Origin of the sequence: Desulfuromonas acetexigens, assembly GCF_900111775.1 — a bacterium.
Lineage (GTDB): Bacteria > Desulfobacterota > Desulfuromonadia > Desulfuromonadales > Trichloromonadaceae > Trichloromonas > Trichloromonas acetexigens.
This window is the reverse complement of record NZ_FOJJ01000037.1, coordinates 156,587-171,302: the sequence shown is the minus strand read 5'-3', so window position 1 is coordinate 171,302 and position 14,716 is coordinate 156,587. Positions and strand designations below refer to the sequence as shown.

General features: G+C 61.7%; 18 protein-coding genes. 9 read left to right on the top strand and 9 right to left on the bottom strand.

Annotated features, from left to right (window positions below):
* Nucleotides 1-77 precede the first annotated feature (77 nt).
* Genes cmoB through BQ4888_RS13070 form a run of 3 tightly spaced genes read right to left on the bottom strand, consistent with a single transcriptional unit; the run spans nt 78 to nt 2,667 of the window.
* Entirely contained in the window at nt 78-1,046 is a 969-nt protein-coding gene (cmoB, locus tag BQ4888_RS13080) for a tRNA 5-methoxyuridine(34)/uridine 5-oxyacetic acid(34) synthase CmoB (protein WP_092057702.1), read from the bottom strand.
* Nucleotides 1,047-1,048: 2 nt separating this feature from the next.
* Nucleotides 1,049-1,780: a carboxy-S-adenosyl-L-methionine synthase CmoA gene (gene cmoA, locus BQ4888_RS13075; protein ID WP_092057701.1), complete on the bottom strand. Its 732-nt coding sequence runs from the start codon at nt 1,778-1,780 to the stop codon at nt 1,049-1,051.
* A 2-nt stretch (nt 1,781-1,782) separates the two neighbouring features.
* Complete coding sequence (locus tag BQ4888_RS13070; RefSeq protein ID WP_092057700.1) at nt 1,783-2,667, bottom strand: ATP-binding protein; 885 nt, start codon at nt 2,665-2,667, stop codon at nt 1,783-1,785.
* Nucleotides 2,668-3,042: 375 nt separating this feature from the next.
* Here BQ4888_RS13070 and BQ4888_RS13065 point away from each other — a divergent pair, with 375 nt between their 5' ends.
* Genes BQ4888_RS13065 through BQ4888_RS13050 form a run of 4 tightly spaced genes read left to right on the top strand, consistent with a single transcriptional unit; the run spans nt 3,043 to nt 4,535 of the window.
* Nucleotides 3,043-3,348, top strand: coding sequence for a hypothetical protein (locus tag BQ4888_RS13065; protein ID WP_092057699.1), 306 nt, complete (start codon nt 3,043-3,045; stop codon nt 3,346-3,348).
* Nucleotides 3,349-3,399: 51 nt separating this feature from the next.
* Nucleotides 3,400-3,726 carry a type II toxin-antitoxin system HicB family antitoxin gene (locus tag BQ4888_RS13060; RefSeq protein WP_092057698.1) on the top strand — a complete coding sequence of 109 codons (327 nt, stop codon included), beginning with the start codon at nt 3,400-3,402 and terminating at the stop codon, nt 3,724-3,726.
* Nucleotides 3,727-3,777: 51 nt separating this feature from the next.
* Nucleotides 3,778-4,230: a HEPN domain-containing protein gene (locus BQ4888_RS13055; RefSeq protein WP_092057697.1), complete on the top strand. Its 453-nt coding sequence runs from the start codon at nt 3,778-3,780 to the stop codon at nt 4,228-4,230.
* On the top strand, nt 4,209-4,535 hold the full coding sequence (locus BQ4888_RS13050; RefSeq protein WP_092057696.1) for a nucleotidyltransferase domain-containing protein: 327 nt from the start codon (nt 4,209-4,211) through the stop codon (nt 4,533-4,535). Before BQ4888_RS13055 ends, BQ4888_RS13050 begins: the two co-directional genes overlap by 22 nt.
* Before the next feature lie 103 nt (nt 4,536-4,638).
* Here BQ4888_RS13050 and BQ4888_RS13045 read toward each other — a convergent pair whose 3' ends face one another.
* Both BQ4888_RS13045 and BQ4888_RS13040 read right to left on the bottom strand, forming a co-directional pair.
* Nucleotides 4,639-4,908, bottom strand: coding sequence for a Txe/YoeB family addiction module toxin (locus BQ4888_RS13045; protein ID WP_092057695.1), 270 nt, complete (start codon nt 4,906-4,908; stop codon nt 4,639-4,641).
* Nucleotides 4,898-5,176, bottom strand: a complete 279-nt coding sequence (locus BQ4888_RS13040) for a type II toxin-antitoxin system Phd/YefM family antitoxin (protein ID WP_176374258.1) — start codon at nt 5,174-5,176, stop codon at nt 4,898-4,900. The genes BQ4888_RS13045 and BQ4888_RS13040 overlap by 11 nt, the downstream gene beginning before the upstream one ends.
* Nucleotides 5,177-5,305: 129 nt before the next feature.
* Between BQ4888_RS13040 and BQ4888_RS13035 the strand changes: the two genes are divergently transcribed.
* The gene (locus BQ4888_RS13035; RefSeq protein ID WP_092057693.1) at nt 5,306-6,187 is read left to right on the top strand and encodes an REP-associated tyrosine transposase; all 882 of its coding nucleotides are present in this window, start codon (nt 5,306-5,308) and stop codon (nt 6,185-6,187) included.
* 11 nt (nt 6,188-6,198) lie between these two features.
* Here the strand turns inward: BQ4888_RS13035 and BQ4888_RS13030 are convergent, their stop codons facing one another.
* Entirely contained in the window at nt 6,199-8,595 is a 2,397-nt protein-coding gene (locus BQ4888_RS13030; RefSeq protein ID WP_205748011.1) for a copper resistance protein B, read from the bottom strand.
* Nucleotides 8,596-8,733: 138 nt separating this feature from the next.
* Here BQ4888_RS13030 and BQ4888_RS13025 point away from each other — a divergent pair, with 138 nt between their 5' ends.
* The 3 genes from BQ4888_RS13025 (at nt 8,734) to BQ4888_RS13015 (ending at nt 10,342) form a co-directional block, all read left to right on the top strand.
* Entirely contained in the window at nt 8,734-9,516 is a 783-nt protein-coding gene (locus tag BQ4888_RS13025; RefSeq protein ID WP_092057692.1) for an enoyl-CoA hydratase-related protein, read from the top strand.
* A 327-nt stretch (nt 9,517-9,843) separates the two neighbouring features.
* Nucleotides 9,844-10,077, top strand: a complete 234-nt coding sequence (locus tag BQ4888_RS13020; protein ID WP_092057691.1) for a hypothetical protein — start codon at nt 9,844-9,846, stop codon at nt 10,075-10,077.
* Nucleotides 10,078-10,114: 37 nt separating this feature from the next.
* On the top strand, nt 10,115-10,342 hold the full coding sequence (locus BQ4888_RS13015; RefSeq protein WP_092057690.1) for a hypothetical protein: 228 nt from the start codon (nt 10,115-10,117) through the stop codon (nt 10,340-10,342).
* Between the two features lie 95 nt (nt 10,343-10,437).
* Here BQ4888_RS13015 and BQ4888_RS13010 read toward each other — a convergent pair whose 3' ends face one another.
* The 3 genes from BQ4888_RS13010 to BQ4888_RS13000 form a co-directional block, all read right to left on the bottom strand.
* A complete protein-coding gene (locus BQ4888_RS13010) occupies nt 10,438-11,193 on the bottom strand; it encodes a DUF169 domain-containing protein (RefSeq protein WP_092057689.1) in 756 nt (251 codons plus the stop codon).
* 90 nt (nt 11,194-11,283) lie between these two features.
* Nucleotides 11,284-12,420 carry a M20 family metallopeptidase gene (locus BQ4888_RS13005; RefSeq protein WP_092057688.1) on the bottom strand — a complete coding sequence of 379 codons (1,137 nt, stop codon included), beginning with the start codon at nt 12,418-12,420 and terminating at the stop codon, nt 11,284-11,286.
* Nucleotides 12,417-12,950 (bottom strand): GNAT family N-acetyltransferase, encoded by a 534-nt coding sequence (locus BQ4888_RS13000; RefSeq protein WP_092057687.1) that lies wholly within the window; start codon nt 12,948-12,950, stop codon nt 12,417-12,419. Before BQ4888_RS13000 ends, BQ4888_RS13005 begins: the two co-directional genes overlap by 4 nt.
* Before the next feature lie 115 nt (nt 12,951-13,065).
* On the opposite strand from BQ4888_RS13000, the gene BQ4888_RS12995 reads away from it, so the two are divergent.
* Nucleotides 13,066-14,667 carry a DUF445 family protein gene (locus BQ4888_RS12995; RefSeq protein ID WP_092057686.1) on the top strand — a complete coding sequence of 534 codons (1,602 nt, stop codon included), beginning with the start codon at nt 13,066-13,068 and terminating at the stop codon, nt 14,665-14,667.
* Nucleotides 14,668-14,716: the final 49 nt, after the last annotated feature.

The window sequence follows — 14,716 nt, the reverse complement described above, 5'->3', positions numbered from 1 at the left end:
GGGGAAACCTCATGGTTTGAATGATGATTCTAGTATAGGTCCCGGCCAAAATGCCACCCTTTTATCCCCCGGAGAACTCAGCGCGCCTCGGCCAGCAGGATCGCCCGCCTTGGCGCTGGATAGCCTTCGACGGTGCGGGAAGAGTCTTTGGGGTCGAGGAAGTCGGTCAGCGATTCGGTGCCGACCCAGGGGGTGGCGCGCTGCTCCTCCGGCGTGGTGAGGCTGACGTCGAGGCAGCGCCCGTCAGTAAATCCGCAGCGGCGCAGCCAGTTTTGCAGGACGCGCACGGTGGGGAGGAAGTAGACGTTGTTCATCTTGGCGTAGCGGCCGTCCGGGCAGAGCACCAGCTCGTCGTCGCCGGACAGCACCAGGGTTTCCAGCACCAACTGCCCGCCCCGGCGCAGCACCCGGCGCATGGCCGTCAGGGTGTCGAGGGGCGAGCGGCGATGGGAGAGCACGCCCATGGAAAAGACTGTGTCGAAGTAGCCTTCGAGGGTCGGCAACTCCTCGAAGGTGGCGGGGAGGGTGAGGATTTCCGGGCGGCGGGTGTAGTGTTGCAGGAGTTGGAACTGGAAGTAGTAGGTCAGGTAGGGTTCGGCGCCGAGGGCCAGTTGCGGCTGGTGCGCGGCCATGCGCAGCAGGTAGTAGCCGTTGCTGCTGCCGATGTCGAGCACCCGGCGCCCGGCCAGGGGGGCGATATGTCCGGCCAGGCGATTCCATTTCAGGGAGGAATCCCACTCGCTGTCGAGGTCGATGCCGAAGAGGGAAAACGGTCCCTTGCGCCAGGGGCGGAGGTTTTCCAGAGCGCTACGCAGCGAATCGGCCTGCCCCGCCGCCAGATCCTCGGCGGCGCCGATGCGCACCCGGTCGCCGGCCAACTCCAGAGCCGACGGCGTAACCTCCGGCAATGCGGCCGCATTGGCCAGATAGCGCCGCCCCTTGCCATCCGCCGCGATCATCCGCGTCTTGGCCGCGATCAGTTCGGCCAGCGCTTCCTTCCAGGGACCGAGACCGAGCCGCTCGGCCCGCTCCAACAGCCGTTCCACGCCTAATCCGCCTTGCGCGCCAACAGGGCGGCGAAGTTGAACCACTTGAGCCAGACCGTCACGGCGGAAAATCCCGCCCGCTCCAGCCGCGCCCGGTGCGCCGCCAGCGTTTCGGGGATAAGCACGTTCTCCAGCGCCTCGCGCTTTTGGCTGATCTCCATTTGTGAATAGCCGTTTTCGCCCTTGAGCCGGTAGTAGAATTCCCGCTCCAGCTCGGCCAGGGCGGCGTCCCCATCCACCACCTTCTCGGTCAGCAGCAGCACGCCGCCGGGCACCAGCGCCTCATGCACCCGCGCCAGCAGCGCGTCGCGATCTTCCAGGGGGAGAAACTGCAAGGTCAGGTTGATCACCACCACCGAGGCGTTCGCCATGGCGACCTGGCGGGCATCCCCCTCTTCCAGCACAATCCGTTCGCCAAAAGCGGTCGCCGCCAGCCGCGCCCGGTAGCGATCGAGCATCGGCGCTGAATTATCGACCGCGACCATGGAAAAATCCCGCGCTCCCATCTCCGCGCCCAGGGCCAGGCCGAAGTTGCCGTTGGAGCAGCCGAGATCGTAGATGCGCGTTCCCTCCCGATAGAAACGCGCCGCCAGTTGCGCCTGGCGGCGCAGGCTCTCGCGATAGAGCGGCACCGAGCGGTCGAGCATGTCGTCAAAAACCCCGGCCACCTCGGCGGTAAAAGCAAACGGCGCCGCTGGGCGCGGCGCGGCGAAGATGCAATCCTTTTTGGTCATGCTCAGCCCTTGAGCAGATCGCGGCCGACCCAGTGACTGGCGAACTGCAACGCGGTGCGCCCGCACCGCTTGCTCTTGTCGTGGGACCACTGGACGGCGGCCTTGCGCGCCTCTTCCGACCAGCGCGAGGGCACCCCCTGCTCGCGGCAGAGCTTTTCCACACACTGCTGCGCCACCCGCAGGTAGTGATCCTGGGTGAAGACATGGAAGGCCACCCACAGGCCGAAACGGTCGGAGAGGGAAATCTTCTCCTCGATCGCCTCGCCGTGATGGACCTCGCCGTTGACCAGCTTCGAGCCGAGGTTGTCGGTGGGATATTCGGGAATCAGGTAGCGGCGGTTGGAGGTGACATAGATGAGCACGTTCTTCGGCGCCGCGTAGACCGAGCCGTCGAGGGCGCTCTTGAGCATCTTGTAGGTCAGCTCGCCGTGCTCGAAGGAAAGGTCGTCGCAGAGCAGGATGAATTTGTAGGGCTGGCCCTTGATGGCGGAGAAAATGCCGGGCAGATGGATAAGATCCTCTTTGTCCACCTGGATCACCCGCAGCCCTTGGTCGGCGTAGCTGTTGAGCAGCGCCCGCACCAGCGACGACTTGCCCGTCCCCCGGCTCCCCCAGAGCAATACGTTGTTCGCCGGATAGCCCTTGAGGAACTGGCGGGTATTCACTTCAACGACCGACTTCTGTTCATCGATGCCGAGCAGATCGTCGAGGCGGGTCGAGGGGACCGACTCCACCGGCTCCAGATAGCCGGAAAAGGAATGGCGGCGCCAGTTGGCGGCATGGCAGACGCTCCAGTCCACCGGCCCCACCGCCGTCGGCAGCAACTGCTCCAGCGACGACAGCACCCGCTCCAACTGTGCGACGACTTCGGGTTTGAGATTCATCATGACGCGACTCCTTGCGTGACGAAAAGACCAGCGGTCGCCAAAGGAGGAAAAATAAAATCCCGTTTGCGGCCGGGATTGTTCATACAACTTTACCCCCGGGGTGTCAAGAAAAGGGATGGTCGGGAAAGGGGCGGCCGAGGCCGGATTTAGGCCTTGTCGGTGATGTTCGATTGCGTTAAGGTTTTTGCCGTGGATTGGCGGTGGGCGTGTTTGACGGACGCAGGTCTCGATGATGGGGGGCGTGTATGGATGTTTTTTGCAAAATATGACCCCCTAACGCGGGAACAACTGTCCAAACTTAGCTATGCATATGAACAAAAAACTTTCACATTGCGTTTGACTACTATCCAAATCGAATTTGCGAGGAGTTAAAAAATGACGCGCGCGACTACGGGACGCCATGTATTTTCATTTGAGGGAGGAGAACAGCTCACCACCATTGGCGCCACTTTCTTCGTTTCTTACCTCTACTACCAGCATGTCGACTCAAATCATAGAAACTGGGATTCGATAAAAACCAAGACTTCACGCATCAATACTATTAATAGATCGGAGCATCATCACCGCGCTTGGCTAGAACGAATCGGCGACATGAATGATGCCAACTTGAGTAAAAACACCCTTTGTTTGAATGGCGACGCGGTAAAGAAAATGGCGCGGGTCGTGCTCAAGGCAATATGAATACCAGGTGCGTGACGCCAGAACGTTTCTGGAAAACGCGGGAGTCAAACCATGAGCACCATGACGTATAAAGATTATGCCGCCCGTATCGAGTACAGCGAAGAAGACGGCTGCTTCATAGGTCGCATCGCCGGCATCAGGGACGTCGTCGGTTTTCACGCCGAATGCGTCCAAGAACTGCGCGAAGCCTTTCGTGAAGCGGTCGACGACTATCTGGCGACCTGCGAAAAAGTCGGCCAGGCGCCGCAACGCCCCTATTCAGGCAAACTCATGCTGCGCGTCCCCCCCGAAGTTCACGCCCGCGCGGCAATGATGGCCGAAGCCCACGGTATGAGCCTCAATCAATGGGCCGCGGCCGTTCTTTCGAAAGCCTCCTGACCAACGCTGACAATCCCCCCGAGGTGTTGGTCCCTCAGCCGGGGTCACATCTTGCCCCGTCACAGCCACATAGATACTGACTATTTCCTTGACCTTCTTTGGTTCTCCAATAAAATCAAAACCATGGTCAATGTAGACAAACAGATAGAGCATTGGCGCTCCGGCGCGCAAGAGGACTGGGATGTCGCCGAAGATCTCGTGGCGAGGGGCAAACTCAGGCACGGCCTGTTTTTCGCCCATCTGTCATTGGAAAAGACCCTCAAGGCTCTCGTTTGTCGGGTGACGAATGAACTCGCTCCCCCGATCCATAACTTGGTTAGACTTGCGGAAAGGGCGGCCTTGAGTTTGGAACCCGAGCAGTTGGACCTTTTGGCGGAGGTCAACAGCTTTAATATCGAAGGACGTTACCCGGAGCTTCACTTGCCCCCGCTATCGGCCGCCGAAACCACCGCATATCTCCACAAAATTAGAAGGCTTCTGGAATGCTTGAACAATCTGTTCTGATCTCGGTCAGAAAATATCTCGCCGCTCTCAAAGAGATGGGTACCGACGTGGAACTTGCCGTTGTCTTCGGTTCGCAGGCGACGGGAAAGACCCACCTTTGGAGCGACATCGACCTGTTGGTTGTCTCTCCCCTCTTCGACGATCTGCGCGATCGCAGCGCCGTCAATCTGCTCTGGCGCCTCGCCGCCCGGATCGACAGCCGCATTGAGCCGATCCCCTGCGGTTCCCGGCAATGGCGGGAAGACGATTCCAGCGCGATTATCGAAATCGCCCGGCGAGAAGGCCAAATCCTCGACGCAGCCTGAAATCACACTTCCGAACCGGGGTCAAATCTTGCTCCGACACAATTGGAGGGCTGTTCCGACCGGAGGAAGGAACAGCCTCGTAACAATAAAGAAGAGCGCAGGGTCAATAATGGTAGCGCGCCTGGAGGAAATCGATGCGGTCATCCCTGACGAGATAGACTATCCGATGCTCTTGAGTCAGGCGTCTTGACCATGCGCCGCTCGCCAGGTATTTGAGCGGTTCCGGCTTGCCGATGCCGGAGAAGGGGTCGCGCATGACGGCTTCGATCAGATCGAAGGCGCGTAACGCAAGCTTGCGATCGGTCTCGACCCAATACCGCAAGTCTTCGCGGAATTCGGGTTGGAAAACGGCATCCCGCGCTCTAGTCTTCAAGCCCGACCTCGGCACGGAGCGAATTCAGGGAAGAGGCCTCTCCGCCCCCCTTCAATGCGCGTTCCAAGGCGGAAAGCAGTCGCTCGGCATTTCTAGGAGAGCGCATCAGATAGGCGCTTTCCACCAGGCTTTGCAATTCATCGGCGGCAATCATCGCGACAGGGCTTCCCTTGCGGCGACGAATGACGACGATCTCTCTGTTTTCGGTGACTTCGTCACAGAGTCCGGCGAAATTCGCCCTGGCGTTGGTATAGGTCGTTTGCAGCATGATCGTGACACCTCCTTGATATGTACAGAAAAACCGTACAACAAAAACGGGAAATGGTCAATCTCGAACACCCCTCCGAACCGGGGTCGCATCTTGCTCCGCCAGAATTCCACGAAAGGACTTTCCTCCATGGCCCGACAATTACGCATCGAATATCCCGGCGCGGTCTATCATGTCACCTCGCGGGGCAACGCCGGCCACGATATCTTCGCCGATGACGGCGACCGCGCGGCCTTTCTCAAGGTGCTGCAAACCGTTGTCGGCCGCTTCCGCTGGCGCTGCCACGCCTATTGCCTGATGGGCAACCACTATCATCTGCTCATCGAAACCCCCGAACCGAACCTGTCGCGAGGGATGCGCCAGCTCAACGGCGTCTACACCCAGGCCTACAACCGCCGCCACGAGCAGGCCGGGCACGTCATGCAGGGGCGCTTCAAGGCGATTCTGGTCGAAAAGGAAAGCTACCTGCTGCAACTGTGCCGCTACATCGTCCGCAACCCGGTCGCCGCCAGGCTGACCAAGAAGGTGGAGGATTGGCCCTGGAGCAGCTTTCAGGCCACGGCCGGGCTTGTGCCCGCGCCGACCTGGCTGGAAATCGACTGGATTCTTGGCCAGTTCGGTGAAACCCGGGAAGCGGCGCAGGCCCATTACCGGCAGTTCGTCGCCGCCGCGCCGAAGGACGACCGCCCCTGGGATGAGCTGACCGGACGGATCTTTCTCGGCGGCGCCGATTTCGCCCACAAGCTGATGGACCTGCTGGATGATCGGCAGACGCCGACGGAAATCCCCCGTGAGCAGCGCTTGGCGTTGCGGCCGCCGCTGGAGGAGCTTTTCTCGGATGAGGTCATCGGCGACCGGGCCGAGCGCAATCTACGGATGCGCCGGGCGCATGTGGATTTCGGTTATTCCCTCAAGGAGATCGGGGATTTTCTGGGCATCCACTACGCGACGGTCAGTCGGATGGTTAAAAAGGTGGAAGAGGAAATGGCGGGTTCAAAGACCCCGGCTTGAACCTTCCCGCCTCAAAACAGCACTTTCAATCCCAGCATAACAACACTCGCATCACGGTCCTCGCCCTGTCTTTTCGCGATGGCGGCGGTTTCGCCGGTTTTGCGTTCGTAGCGCAGGTCGAGGTAGGGCGCGAATCTTTTGGAGAATTCATAGCGGGTCTGAAGGCCGATTTCGAGGTCGGCGAGGCCGGCGCCGATGCTTCGGTCACGGACATCCTGGGCGTACAGTTCCCCTTCGAGATAGGGCTGGATGATCAGGCGCTGGGTGAGGAGAACATCCTTTTCCATCCGCAGTCGGGCGCTGACGTCCCCCTCGTCGCTGAGAAAGAGATGGGCTTGCGTTTCGAGAAAAAAGGGCGCCAGCCCGTCGATGCCCAAAACCAGATAAGCGGTTGAGGTCGGCTGGAAATCGTGCCGCGCGCCGATTTGCAGATCCCAGAAGGTCGCGATCATACGGCTGTACATCAGCCAGGCCTCGGCCTGTTCGGTCTCCCCGGCGGTTCGCTCCCCCTCGCTCTTGATCCAGAGTTTGTGCTCGTCGCCGCCGATCCAGCCGTCGAAATCCCATTCCGCCAGGTTCTCTCCATCCCCCTGTCCCAGCCCCGCCTCCAGCCGGAAGGCGTGAAAGATCCCGCCGCCATGTTCCTTCAGCGCATGCGTCACCGCCTTCGGCGCCGCGATTTCGTGCGCGGTCCGGCTGTGGTCGGCATGCCCGGCATGGTCCATGGTATGGGTGTGCCCCGTGCCCGGTGCGGCCTTGGCGACGACGACCTGGGTCATCATGCCGGCAAGCATGTGATAGAGCATGTGGCAGTGGAAGGCCCATTCGCCGGGTTCGTCGGCGGTCAGCCAGGCGGCCTGGGTGTCGCCGGGGGCGACGATCAGCGTATGTTTGTTGGGCAGTTTGGCGGCTGTTTGGCCGTTTTCCAGCTGCACGAACATGCCGTGCAGGTGCATGCTGTGAGCCATCATCGTGTCGTTGACGAACTTCAGCCGCACCCGCTCGCCGTAGGCGAGATGAATCGGTTCCGCTTCGGAAAACTTCTTACCGTTGATGGTCCAGACGTAGCGGTGCATGTTGCCGTCCAGGCGGATTTCGATCTCCCGTTCCGGCGGCTGGACATCCTTTCGCATCCCCAGATAACGCAGATCCTGGTAGGCCAGCAGCCGGGTTCCGGGGGGCGCGCCGCTTTCGGCCCAACCGCTTCCGGGCACGCCGGTGGCGTAATCGTCGGTCGCGGACGGCGGTGGGGCGTGATCCATGGCGGCCGGTGCCGTCCCGTGGCCGTGATGCGCCATGGACTCATGGTGGCCGGCGGGTTCGGCCGCCGCCGGCGGCGTCATATCGTGCCCGGCGTGGCCCATGCCCATGTCGGCCAGGGTCAGCAGCGGGCGGGGGCGCTGGTTGGGGATTTCTCCCTTAAGGCCCGGCGCGGGGGCGAGGGTGGCGAGGGCAAAGCCCGCCCGTTCGAGCGATTCGGCGGCGATGGTGTAGGCCTTCGCCTCCGGTGGGGTGACGAGGACGTCGTAGGTTTCGGCGATGCCGAAGCGGAACTCGTCGATCTCCAGCGGCTCCACCGGCTGGCCGTCCGCCGCGATCAGGGTCATTTTCAGCCCGGGGATGCGCACATCGTAAAAGGTCATCGCCGAGGCGTTGATGAAGCGCAGGCGCACCCGCTCGCCGGGGGTGAAGAGCCCCGTCCAGTTCACTTCCGGCGTCTGGCCGTTGACCAGGAAGGTGTAGCCGGAAACGTCGGCGAGGTCGGTGGGGGCCATGCGCATCAGCCCCCAGGCCTTCGCCGTGGCCCAGGTCGGGCCGAGACCCTGCCGGCGCACGTCGGCGAAGAAGTCGAAAAGGGTGCGGCGCTGGTTCTGATAGTATTCACCGTCCATCTTCAGGTTAGCGCGGATGCGCTCGGCATCCTCCTCGCTGTAGTCGGAGAGCAGCACCACATAGTCGCGATCGGCCGCGACGGGATCGCCGTCCCGGGGGGTGATGATCAGGGCGCCGTAGAGACCGTCCTGCTCCTGGGCGCTGCTGTGGGCGTGATACCAGTACGTACCGTTTTGGCGGATGGTGAAGCGGTAGGTGAAGGTTTCGCCCGGAGCGATGCCGGGAAAGCCGCCGAAGCCCGGCACCCCGTCCATGGCATCGGGGAGCAGCAGCCCGTGCCAGTGGATGGAGGTCGGCCGGTCCATGCGGTTGGTGACGTGGATGACGGCTTCGTCCCCTTCGCTGAAATGCAGGGTCGGCCCGGGGATAGTGCCGTTGACGGTGATTTTTTCTACAGGTTGTCCCGTGATGTCGACAGCCTGCCGATCGATGGTCAGATGATGTTCGCTGGTTTTGGCCTGGGCGACGGCGGCGAGAGTGAAAAGCAGGGCGAGACCAAAGAGGATGATTCTCATGGGCGCCTCCTTGCGCGTTTCGGGCCTGGAAAAATGGGGAAAATCCGGCATAATTCAAACCCATGTGAAAGATTAATCCGATAGACTCGGTTGTCGACAAGTTTACTCGAACAATTCCCGATGAGAAAGGACGCGGCCATGGAATATGTCAATTTGCTGGTGGAGATCGCCGACGAGATCGCCCTGCTCACCGTCAACCGGCCGCAGGCGCTCAATGCCCTGAATCTAGAAACCCTCAAGGAACTCCGGCACTTTTTCTCGGCGGTGCAGGAGGACGCGGGGGTCAAGGTGGTGATCGTCACCGGCGCCGGGGAGAAGGCCTTTGTCGCCGGTGGCGACCTGGCCGGGATGGCGCTCATGGGGCCGCTGGCGGCGCGGGAGAGCGCGCTCCTCGCCCAGGAGGTGCTCAACCGTATCGAGCAGGGGCGCAAGCCGGTGGTCGCGGCGGTCAACGGTTACGCCCTGGGCGGCGGTTGCGAGCTGGCCATGGCCTGCGACCTGCGGATCGCGGCGGAGCACGCCCGCTTCGGCCAGCCCGAGGTCAATCTCGGCATCATCCCCGGCTGGGGCGGCACCCAGCGTCTGCCGCGTCTGGTGGGCAAGGGCCGGGCGCTGGAACTGCTCTTGACCGGCGAGATGATCGACGCCGCCGAGGCCTGGCGCATCGGCCTGGTCAACAGGGTGGTGCCGGCGGAGCGGCTGCTGGAGGAGGCGCGGGCGCTGGCGGGGAAGATCGCCGGCAAGGGGCAGGTGGCGGTGCGGCTGTGCAAGGAGGCGGTGGTCAACGGGCTGGAACTGGAAAGCCTGCGCGCCGCCGCCATGGAAGCGGATCTCTTCGCCCTCTGTTTCGCCACGGCGGACCAGAAGGAGGGGATGCGGGCCTTTCTGGAAAAGCGGACGGCGTGCTTCCGGAACGAATAGATCCTGTCCGATTAGTGCTCATACACCTGTATAAAAGACAGATACACCCTGAAATCAGGCGAATCATCATTGATTACAGTTGGTTGAATGTGATTTAGGCAAATTTAACGAAACCAGGATAACGAATAAATGTATATTTGTGTTATACGCCGAGGGCCTGCGAAATGTTCGCGCAGGCCCTCGGCGTTTGTTTTTTCTTCTGTGATTTCAATAAATTGAAAATATTTTATGGGATTTTTCCAAGATTGGTACGCTCCTCGCTTTAGATAAAGACAACAGCAAGGCACAACGCCTCAAGCTAATCACCTGCATCCATAGGAGGACATCATGAAAGTCAAATCCCTGATCGCATCCGCCACTCTCGCTCTTTCCGCCCTGGCCGCTCCCGCATTCGCCGCCTCGACCCGCACCGACCACAGCGGCATCGTCGTCTGGGTCTTCCTCGGCTTCTGCGGCCTGATCGTCGCCGCCCAGCTCATCCCGGCCCTCTTGGTCATGTTCGGTATCGTCAAAGCCGTGGCCGAGCCGAAAGCACAAGAAGCGAAACAGAGCGCCCACTAACCATCGCAACGAACCCGACCTTATAAAGGAGGAGACCATGAAAGCCATCGCCCGCACCAGCCTGCTCACCACCGGAATGTTGACCCTGGCCACCAGCGCATTTGCCGCCGGTTCCGCGAGCGGCGGCAGTGGCCTCCTCGTCTGGCTCTTTCTCGGCTTCTTTGGATTGATCGTCGCCACCCAGCTGGTTCCGGCCGTGATGCTGGTCATCGGCATCGCCAAGGGCGTGACCGCCAGCAGCGAAGCGACGGAAGCCGGCAAGTAATCGGCTGAAGCGAAAACGGTTAAAAAGACGACGGCAGGAACGGTTCGCGAACCGTCCCTGCCGTCTTTGTTTCGCGCTTCATGAGGGTGTGGCCTTCAGCGATCCTCGGCACCGGTGGTGAAGGTCGGCGGCAGCTCACAGCGTTCCGGAATCTGGAAGGGGATGGGGTAGCGGATGCCGGCCTTGTGGGTGGCGGCCAGGCCTTCCGCCGTCCGCTCCAGCCACCCGGCGGGAATGCCGACGATCAGTTCGTGATCCTGAGTCATGGCGAAGCGGCGATCCCCCAGGCAGGGGATCTCTATTACCGGCTCGCCGGTCTTGGCCACCTGGGCGATCCCCCGGGCGCAGACCCCGGCATCCCCCGAACTTTTCATGACGAATTCCCCCCCCTGATGATAGAGGAAGGCCTGGATGAAGCGCATGGCCTGGGCGCCGTTGACGTAGAGCACGACCAGGTCGGGCTCCATCCCTGCCAGCGGTCGGCTCAGAGGATAGGTCAGCACCCCGGCGATTCGTTCGCTCAGGCGCGGCATGGACTGCTGCATGGAGCGGGCGGCCAGTTCATCTTTCTGGTAGACCGAGCAATTGACCGCGCCGGAGAGCACCCGCTCAGGGGGCGCGACCAAGCCGGTGGCTGCCGCGCCGAGGACGCAATGGCTGGTCTCCGCCGTGCACCAGGTCGACCAGCCGTAATAACGGCTGTAGGCGATCTGCTGGCAGACCGCTAAATGCTTGTCGCGCAGGCGGATTTTTTGCCCCGCGAGCGTCTCCGCATCGCGTACCAGATTGACCCCCACCGCCTGGGTCGCTGGATTGACCGTTTCTTTTACTGTCGTCAGAAATCCTTCCATCCGTTCCTCCTTCTCTGATAAACAAACAATGTTTTATTGATATCAGAAAAGGGAGCGCAGGTCGAGACTTTTTACGCCCTTCGGCTTCGCTCAGGGGGCGGATTTGGCCGCCAGACAGAGGGCGGCGTAGATGCGGGCGGCGGCGACGACTTCGGAAAAGATCGTCTGCTCGTCGGAGGTGTGGGCGGTTTCCAGGGAGCCGGGACCGAGGATCAGCGGCTGGACCCCGGCTTCGAAAAAAAGGTTGCCGTCCGAGTGGGAGCGGAAGGCGTCGAACTTCAAGGGGAGGCCGAGGCGCGGGTAGAGTTCGGCCAGTTCGGTGGCGAGCCAGTTGTCGGAATCGAGCCGGTAGCCCCGGGAATCGAAGGTGAAGGTCATCTCCAGGTCGAGGTTGTCGACGGCGCTGGCGGCGACTTCGACCTGGGTTTCCATCGCTTGGCGCACCGCCGCCGGGTCGGTTTCGGGGGGCAGATGCAGGTCGATCCAGGCTTCGCAGCGGTCGGGGACGACGAAGCCGGCGCGGGAGGAACTGAGTTCGCGGATGGAATAGACCAGTTCCGGGGTCTCCCGGTCGAAGAGGGGGTGGCGGCCGAGGAGGAGCAGCACCCGCAGCATCGATTCGACGGCGTTGTGCCCCAGTTCGGGGAGGGAGGAATGGGTGCGGCGGCCGCGGGTGATGAGTCCGGCTTCAAGGTAGCCGTAGTGGCTGAAGCAGGCCGCCAGGGAGGTCGGTTCACCGATCACCACCCAGGGGGGTGTTTCCCCGGCGAGAAAGGCGGCGCTGCCGTCGCCGTTCTCTTCTTCACCGACGACCAGCAGCAGGCCGACCGGGGGACGCTCCTCCTCGGGGAGGGTGGCCAGGGCGAGAAAGGCCTCGACCATGGCGGCGCAGCCCCCCTTCATGTCGGCGCTGCCGAGGCCGTAGATGATCCCTTCTTCTTCGCGCGGGCCGAATTCCTCCAGATCCCAGGCGGTCACGGTGTCGACGTGGCCGACCAGATAGAGGCGCGGCGGCGTTGAGCCGATCGTCACCCGCAGGTTGTAACGGTCCTCCTCGACGATCTGCCGTTCGACGGTGAAGCCGGCCTGAGTCAGCAGGTCCTCGAGATAGAGCTGAACATCCTCTTCCTTGCCGGTGGGCGAGTAGATTTCCAACATCTCCATGAAGATGTGGCGCAGGCGGGTCGGGTCGATGGCGCGCCAGAGGGCGTCGCAGGTCGCGGTCATTTATTCTTCTCCGGTTTTTTTCGTTTTTTCGGACTCTTGCGCGAAAGGTTGAGGGTCATGTAGACATGTTGCTGAATGTTGCCGAAGCCCTGTTTCTGGAAGAAGTGAATCCCCGCCGTATTGTCGGCATCGGTGTCGACGATGATCATGCGCACCCCCTGTTCGCGCATGCGCCGCTTGATCTCCTTGAAGAGGGCGGCGCCGACTCCGCCTTTCTGCAGGCCCGGGCGTACGCCGAGCCAGACCAGATAGCCGTATTTCCAGGCGGAATTACTCTTTTCCACAGTCGTGCCGAGGGCGAAGCCGAGAATCTTTTCACCCAGTTCGGCGACCAGGCAGAGTTCGCTGTCCGAATTGTAGAGGGTGGTGATTTCGTACTCGTCCCAGGTTCGGTACATGCTGGGGGAATAGTCCGAGGTGAAGAGGTCCTCGCCGATATGAAAGACGATGGGAAAATCGTCGATGCTCATCTCGCGGATACAGAGGTCCTCATCTTCGGGTGGCAACGGTTCAGTCGGTTCGCTGGTCATGAAAAGCCTCGCAGGGAAAAGGGAAACGCACCTAATATAACAGACCGCCCGCTTTTGTGTGACTTGTTATGCGGGTCTTTTGCGGTTATGATGCCCAAAAAAATCGGAGTTGCCCTTGCCTGACTGGACTTTCCAAGAAATTCTGCCCTATCTCGTTCCTCCCCTGCTCGGGGCCTTCATCGGCTACGTCACCAACCATATCGCCATCCGCATGCTCTTTCGGCCCCTGCGCCCCTGGCGGGTCTTCGGCCTGCGTCTGCCGCTGACGCCGGGGATCATTCCCGGCAAGCGCGGCGAACTGGCGGAGAAGATGGGGGAGATGGTCGGCAGTCATCTGCTGACTTCGGAAGATGTTGGCCTCGCCCTCGAAAAAGAGGGTTTCCGCCGGGAACTGAAAGGCGCTGTGACCGACAAGCTCGGCCTCTTCCTCGACCGCGACCTGGGGCCCGTGGCCTCGCTGGTCCCGGCCGAGTTGCGCGGACGTTTTGCCGATCTGGTGGAACAGCTGCGCTGGAAACTGGTCAAGGGGATCTTCGACTATCTGGAAAGCCCCGATTTCGAGCGGCTGCTGCGCACCTATCTGGCGCGTAAGGGGAACGAGCTGCTGGCCAAGGATCTGGAAAACTTTCTTACCCCCGAACGCTATCAGGCCCTGCGCAGCCATCTCGACGACAAGCTCTCGCGGTTCTTGCGTTCCGACGGCGTGGCGCGCGCCGTCGCCGGCTTCGTCGATACCAAGACGGAGCAGTGGGTGACCTCGCAGCGCAGCCTGCGCGAGGTGCTGCCCGCCGGCCTGGTGGAGGTCGTGCTGAGCCAGCTGGAAAAAGAAGTGCCCCCGGTGCTGGAGCGCTTCGGCGGCATGCTCTACGACCCCGAATTCCGCGGGCGGCTGGTGAAGAAGGCGCGGGAGGGGATCGAGGGCTTTCTCGACTCCCTCGGTGGACTCTCGGCGATTCTCGCCGGTTTCTTCGACATGGACAAGGTCTACGGGCGCATCCCCGAATTTCTCGACAAGGCCGGCGAGGAGATTTCCCGCTGGCTGCGGGAGGAGAAGACCCAGGCCCAGGTGGCGGCGGCCATCCGCGAGCGGCTCGACGGCTTCCTCGACCGGCCGGTGGCCTCTTATCTGGAAAAGGTGCCTTACGAAAAGGTCGCCGGTACCCGCCGTTTCATCCGCGAGCGGGTGGTTGCCGGCGTGCAGGGGCGGCGCGCCGCGGAAACCCTGCTCGCTTTCGCCGAACGGGGGGTGGAGCGGATCAAGGACAGTTCTTTCGCTTCGCTACTGCAGCGGCTACTCCCCGAGGGAGGACTGGCGCGGGTCCGGGATCTTTTCGCCGACCGCTTGCTGGCCGAGCTGCGGACCCCGGCGGCGCGGGAGGCGCTCGACCGGATTCTCGCCGAGCGCTTCGAGCTTTGGCTCTTCCGCAAGCCGTTGGGACGACTCTCGGCCCGGGTGCCCGCCGACCTGCGCGAGGAGTTGGAGGCCGGGCTCTTTAACCAGCTGGCCGAGCTATTGAAAAAAGAGGTGCCGCCCCTGGTCGAAACCCTCAACGTGCGCCGGATCGTCGAGGATAAGGTCAATTCCCTCGATATACTTAAGGTCGAAGGGCTGCTCATGGGCATCATGAAAGAGCAGTTTAAATACATCAATCTCTTCGGTGCCCTGCTTGGTTTCATCATCGGGCTGGTCAATCTGTTTCTGCTGAAACTGGTCTGACCGCGTCCGACAGCGAGCCCCTGTTCGCTCGCGCCATAATTTCCGGACA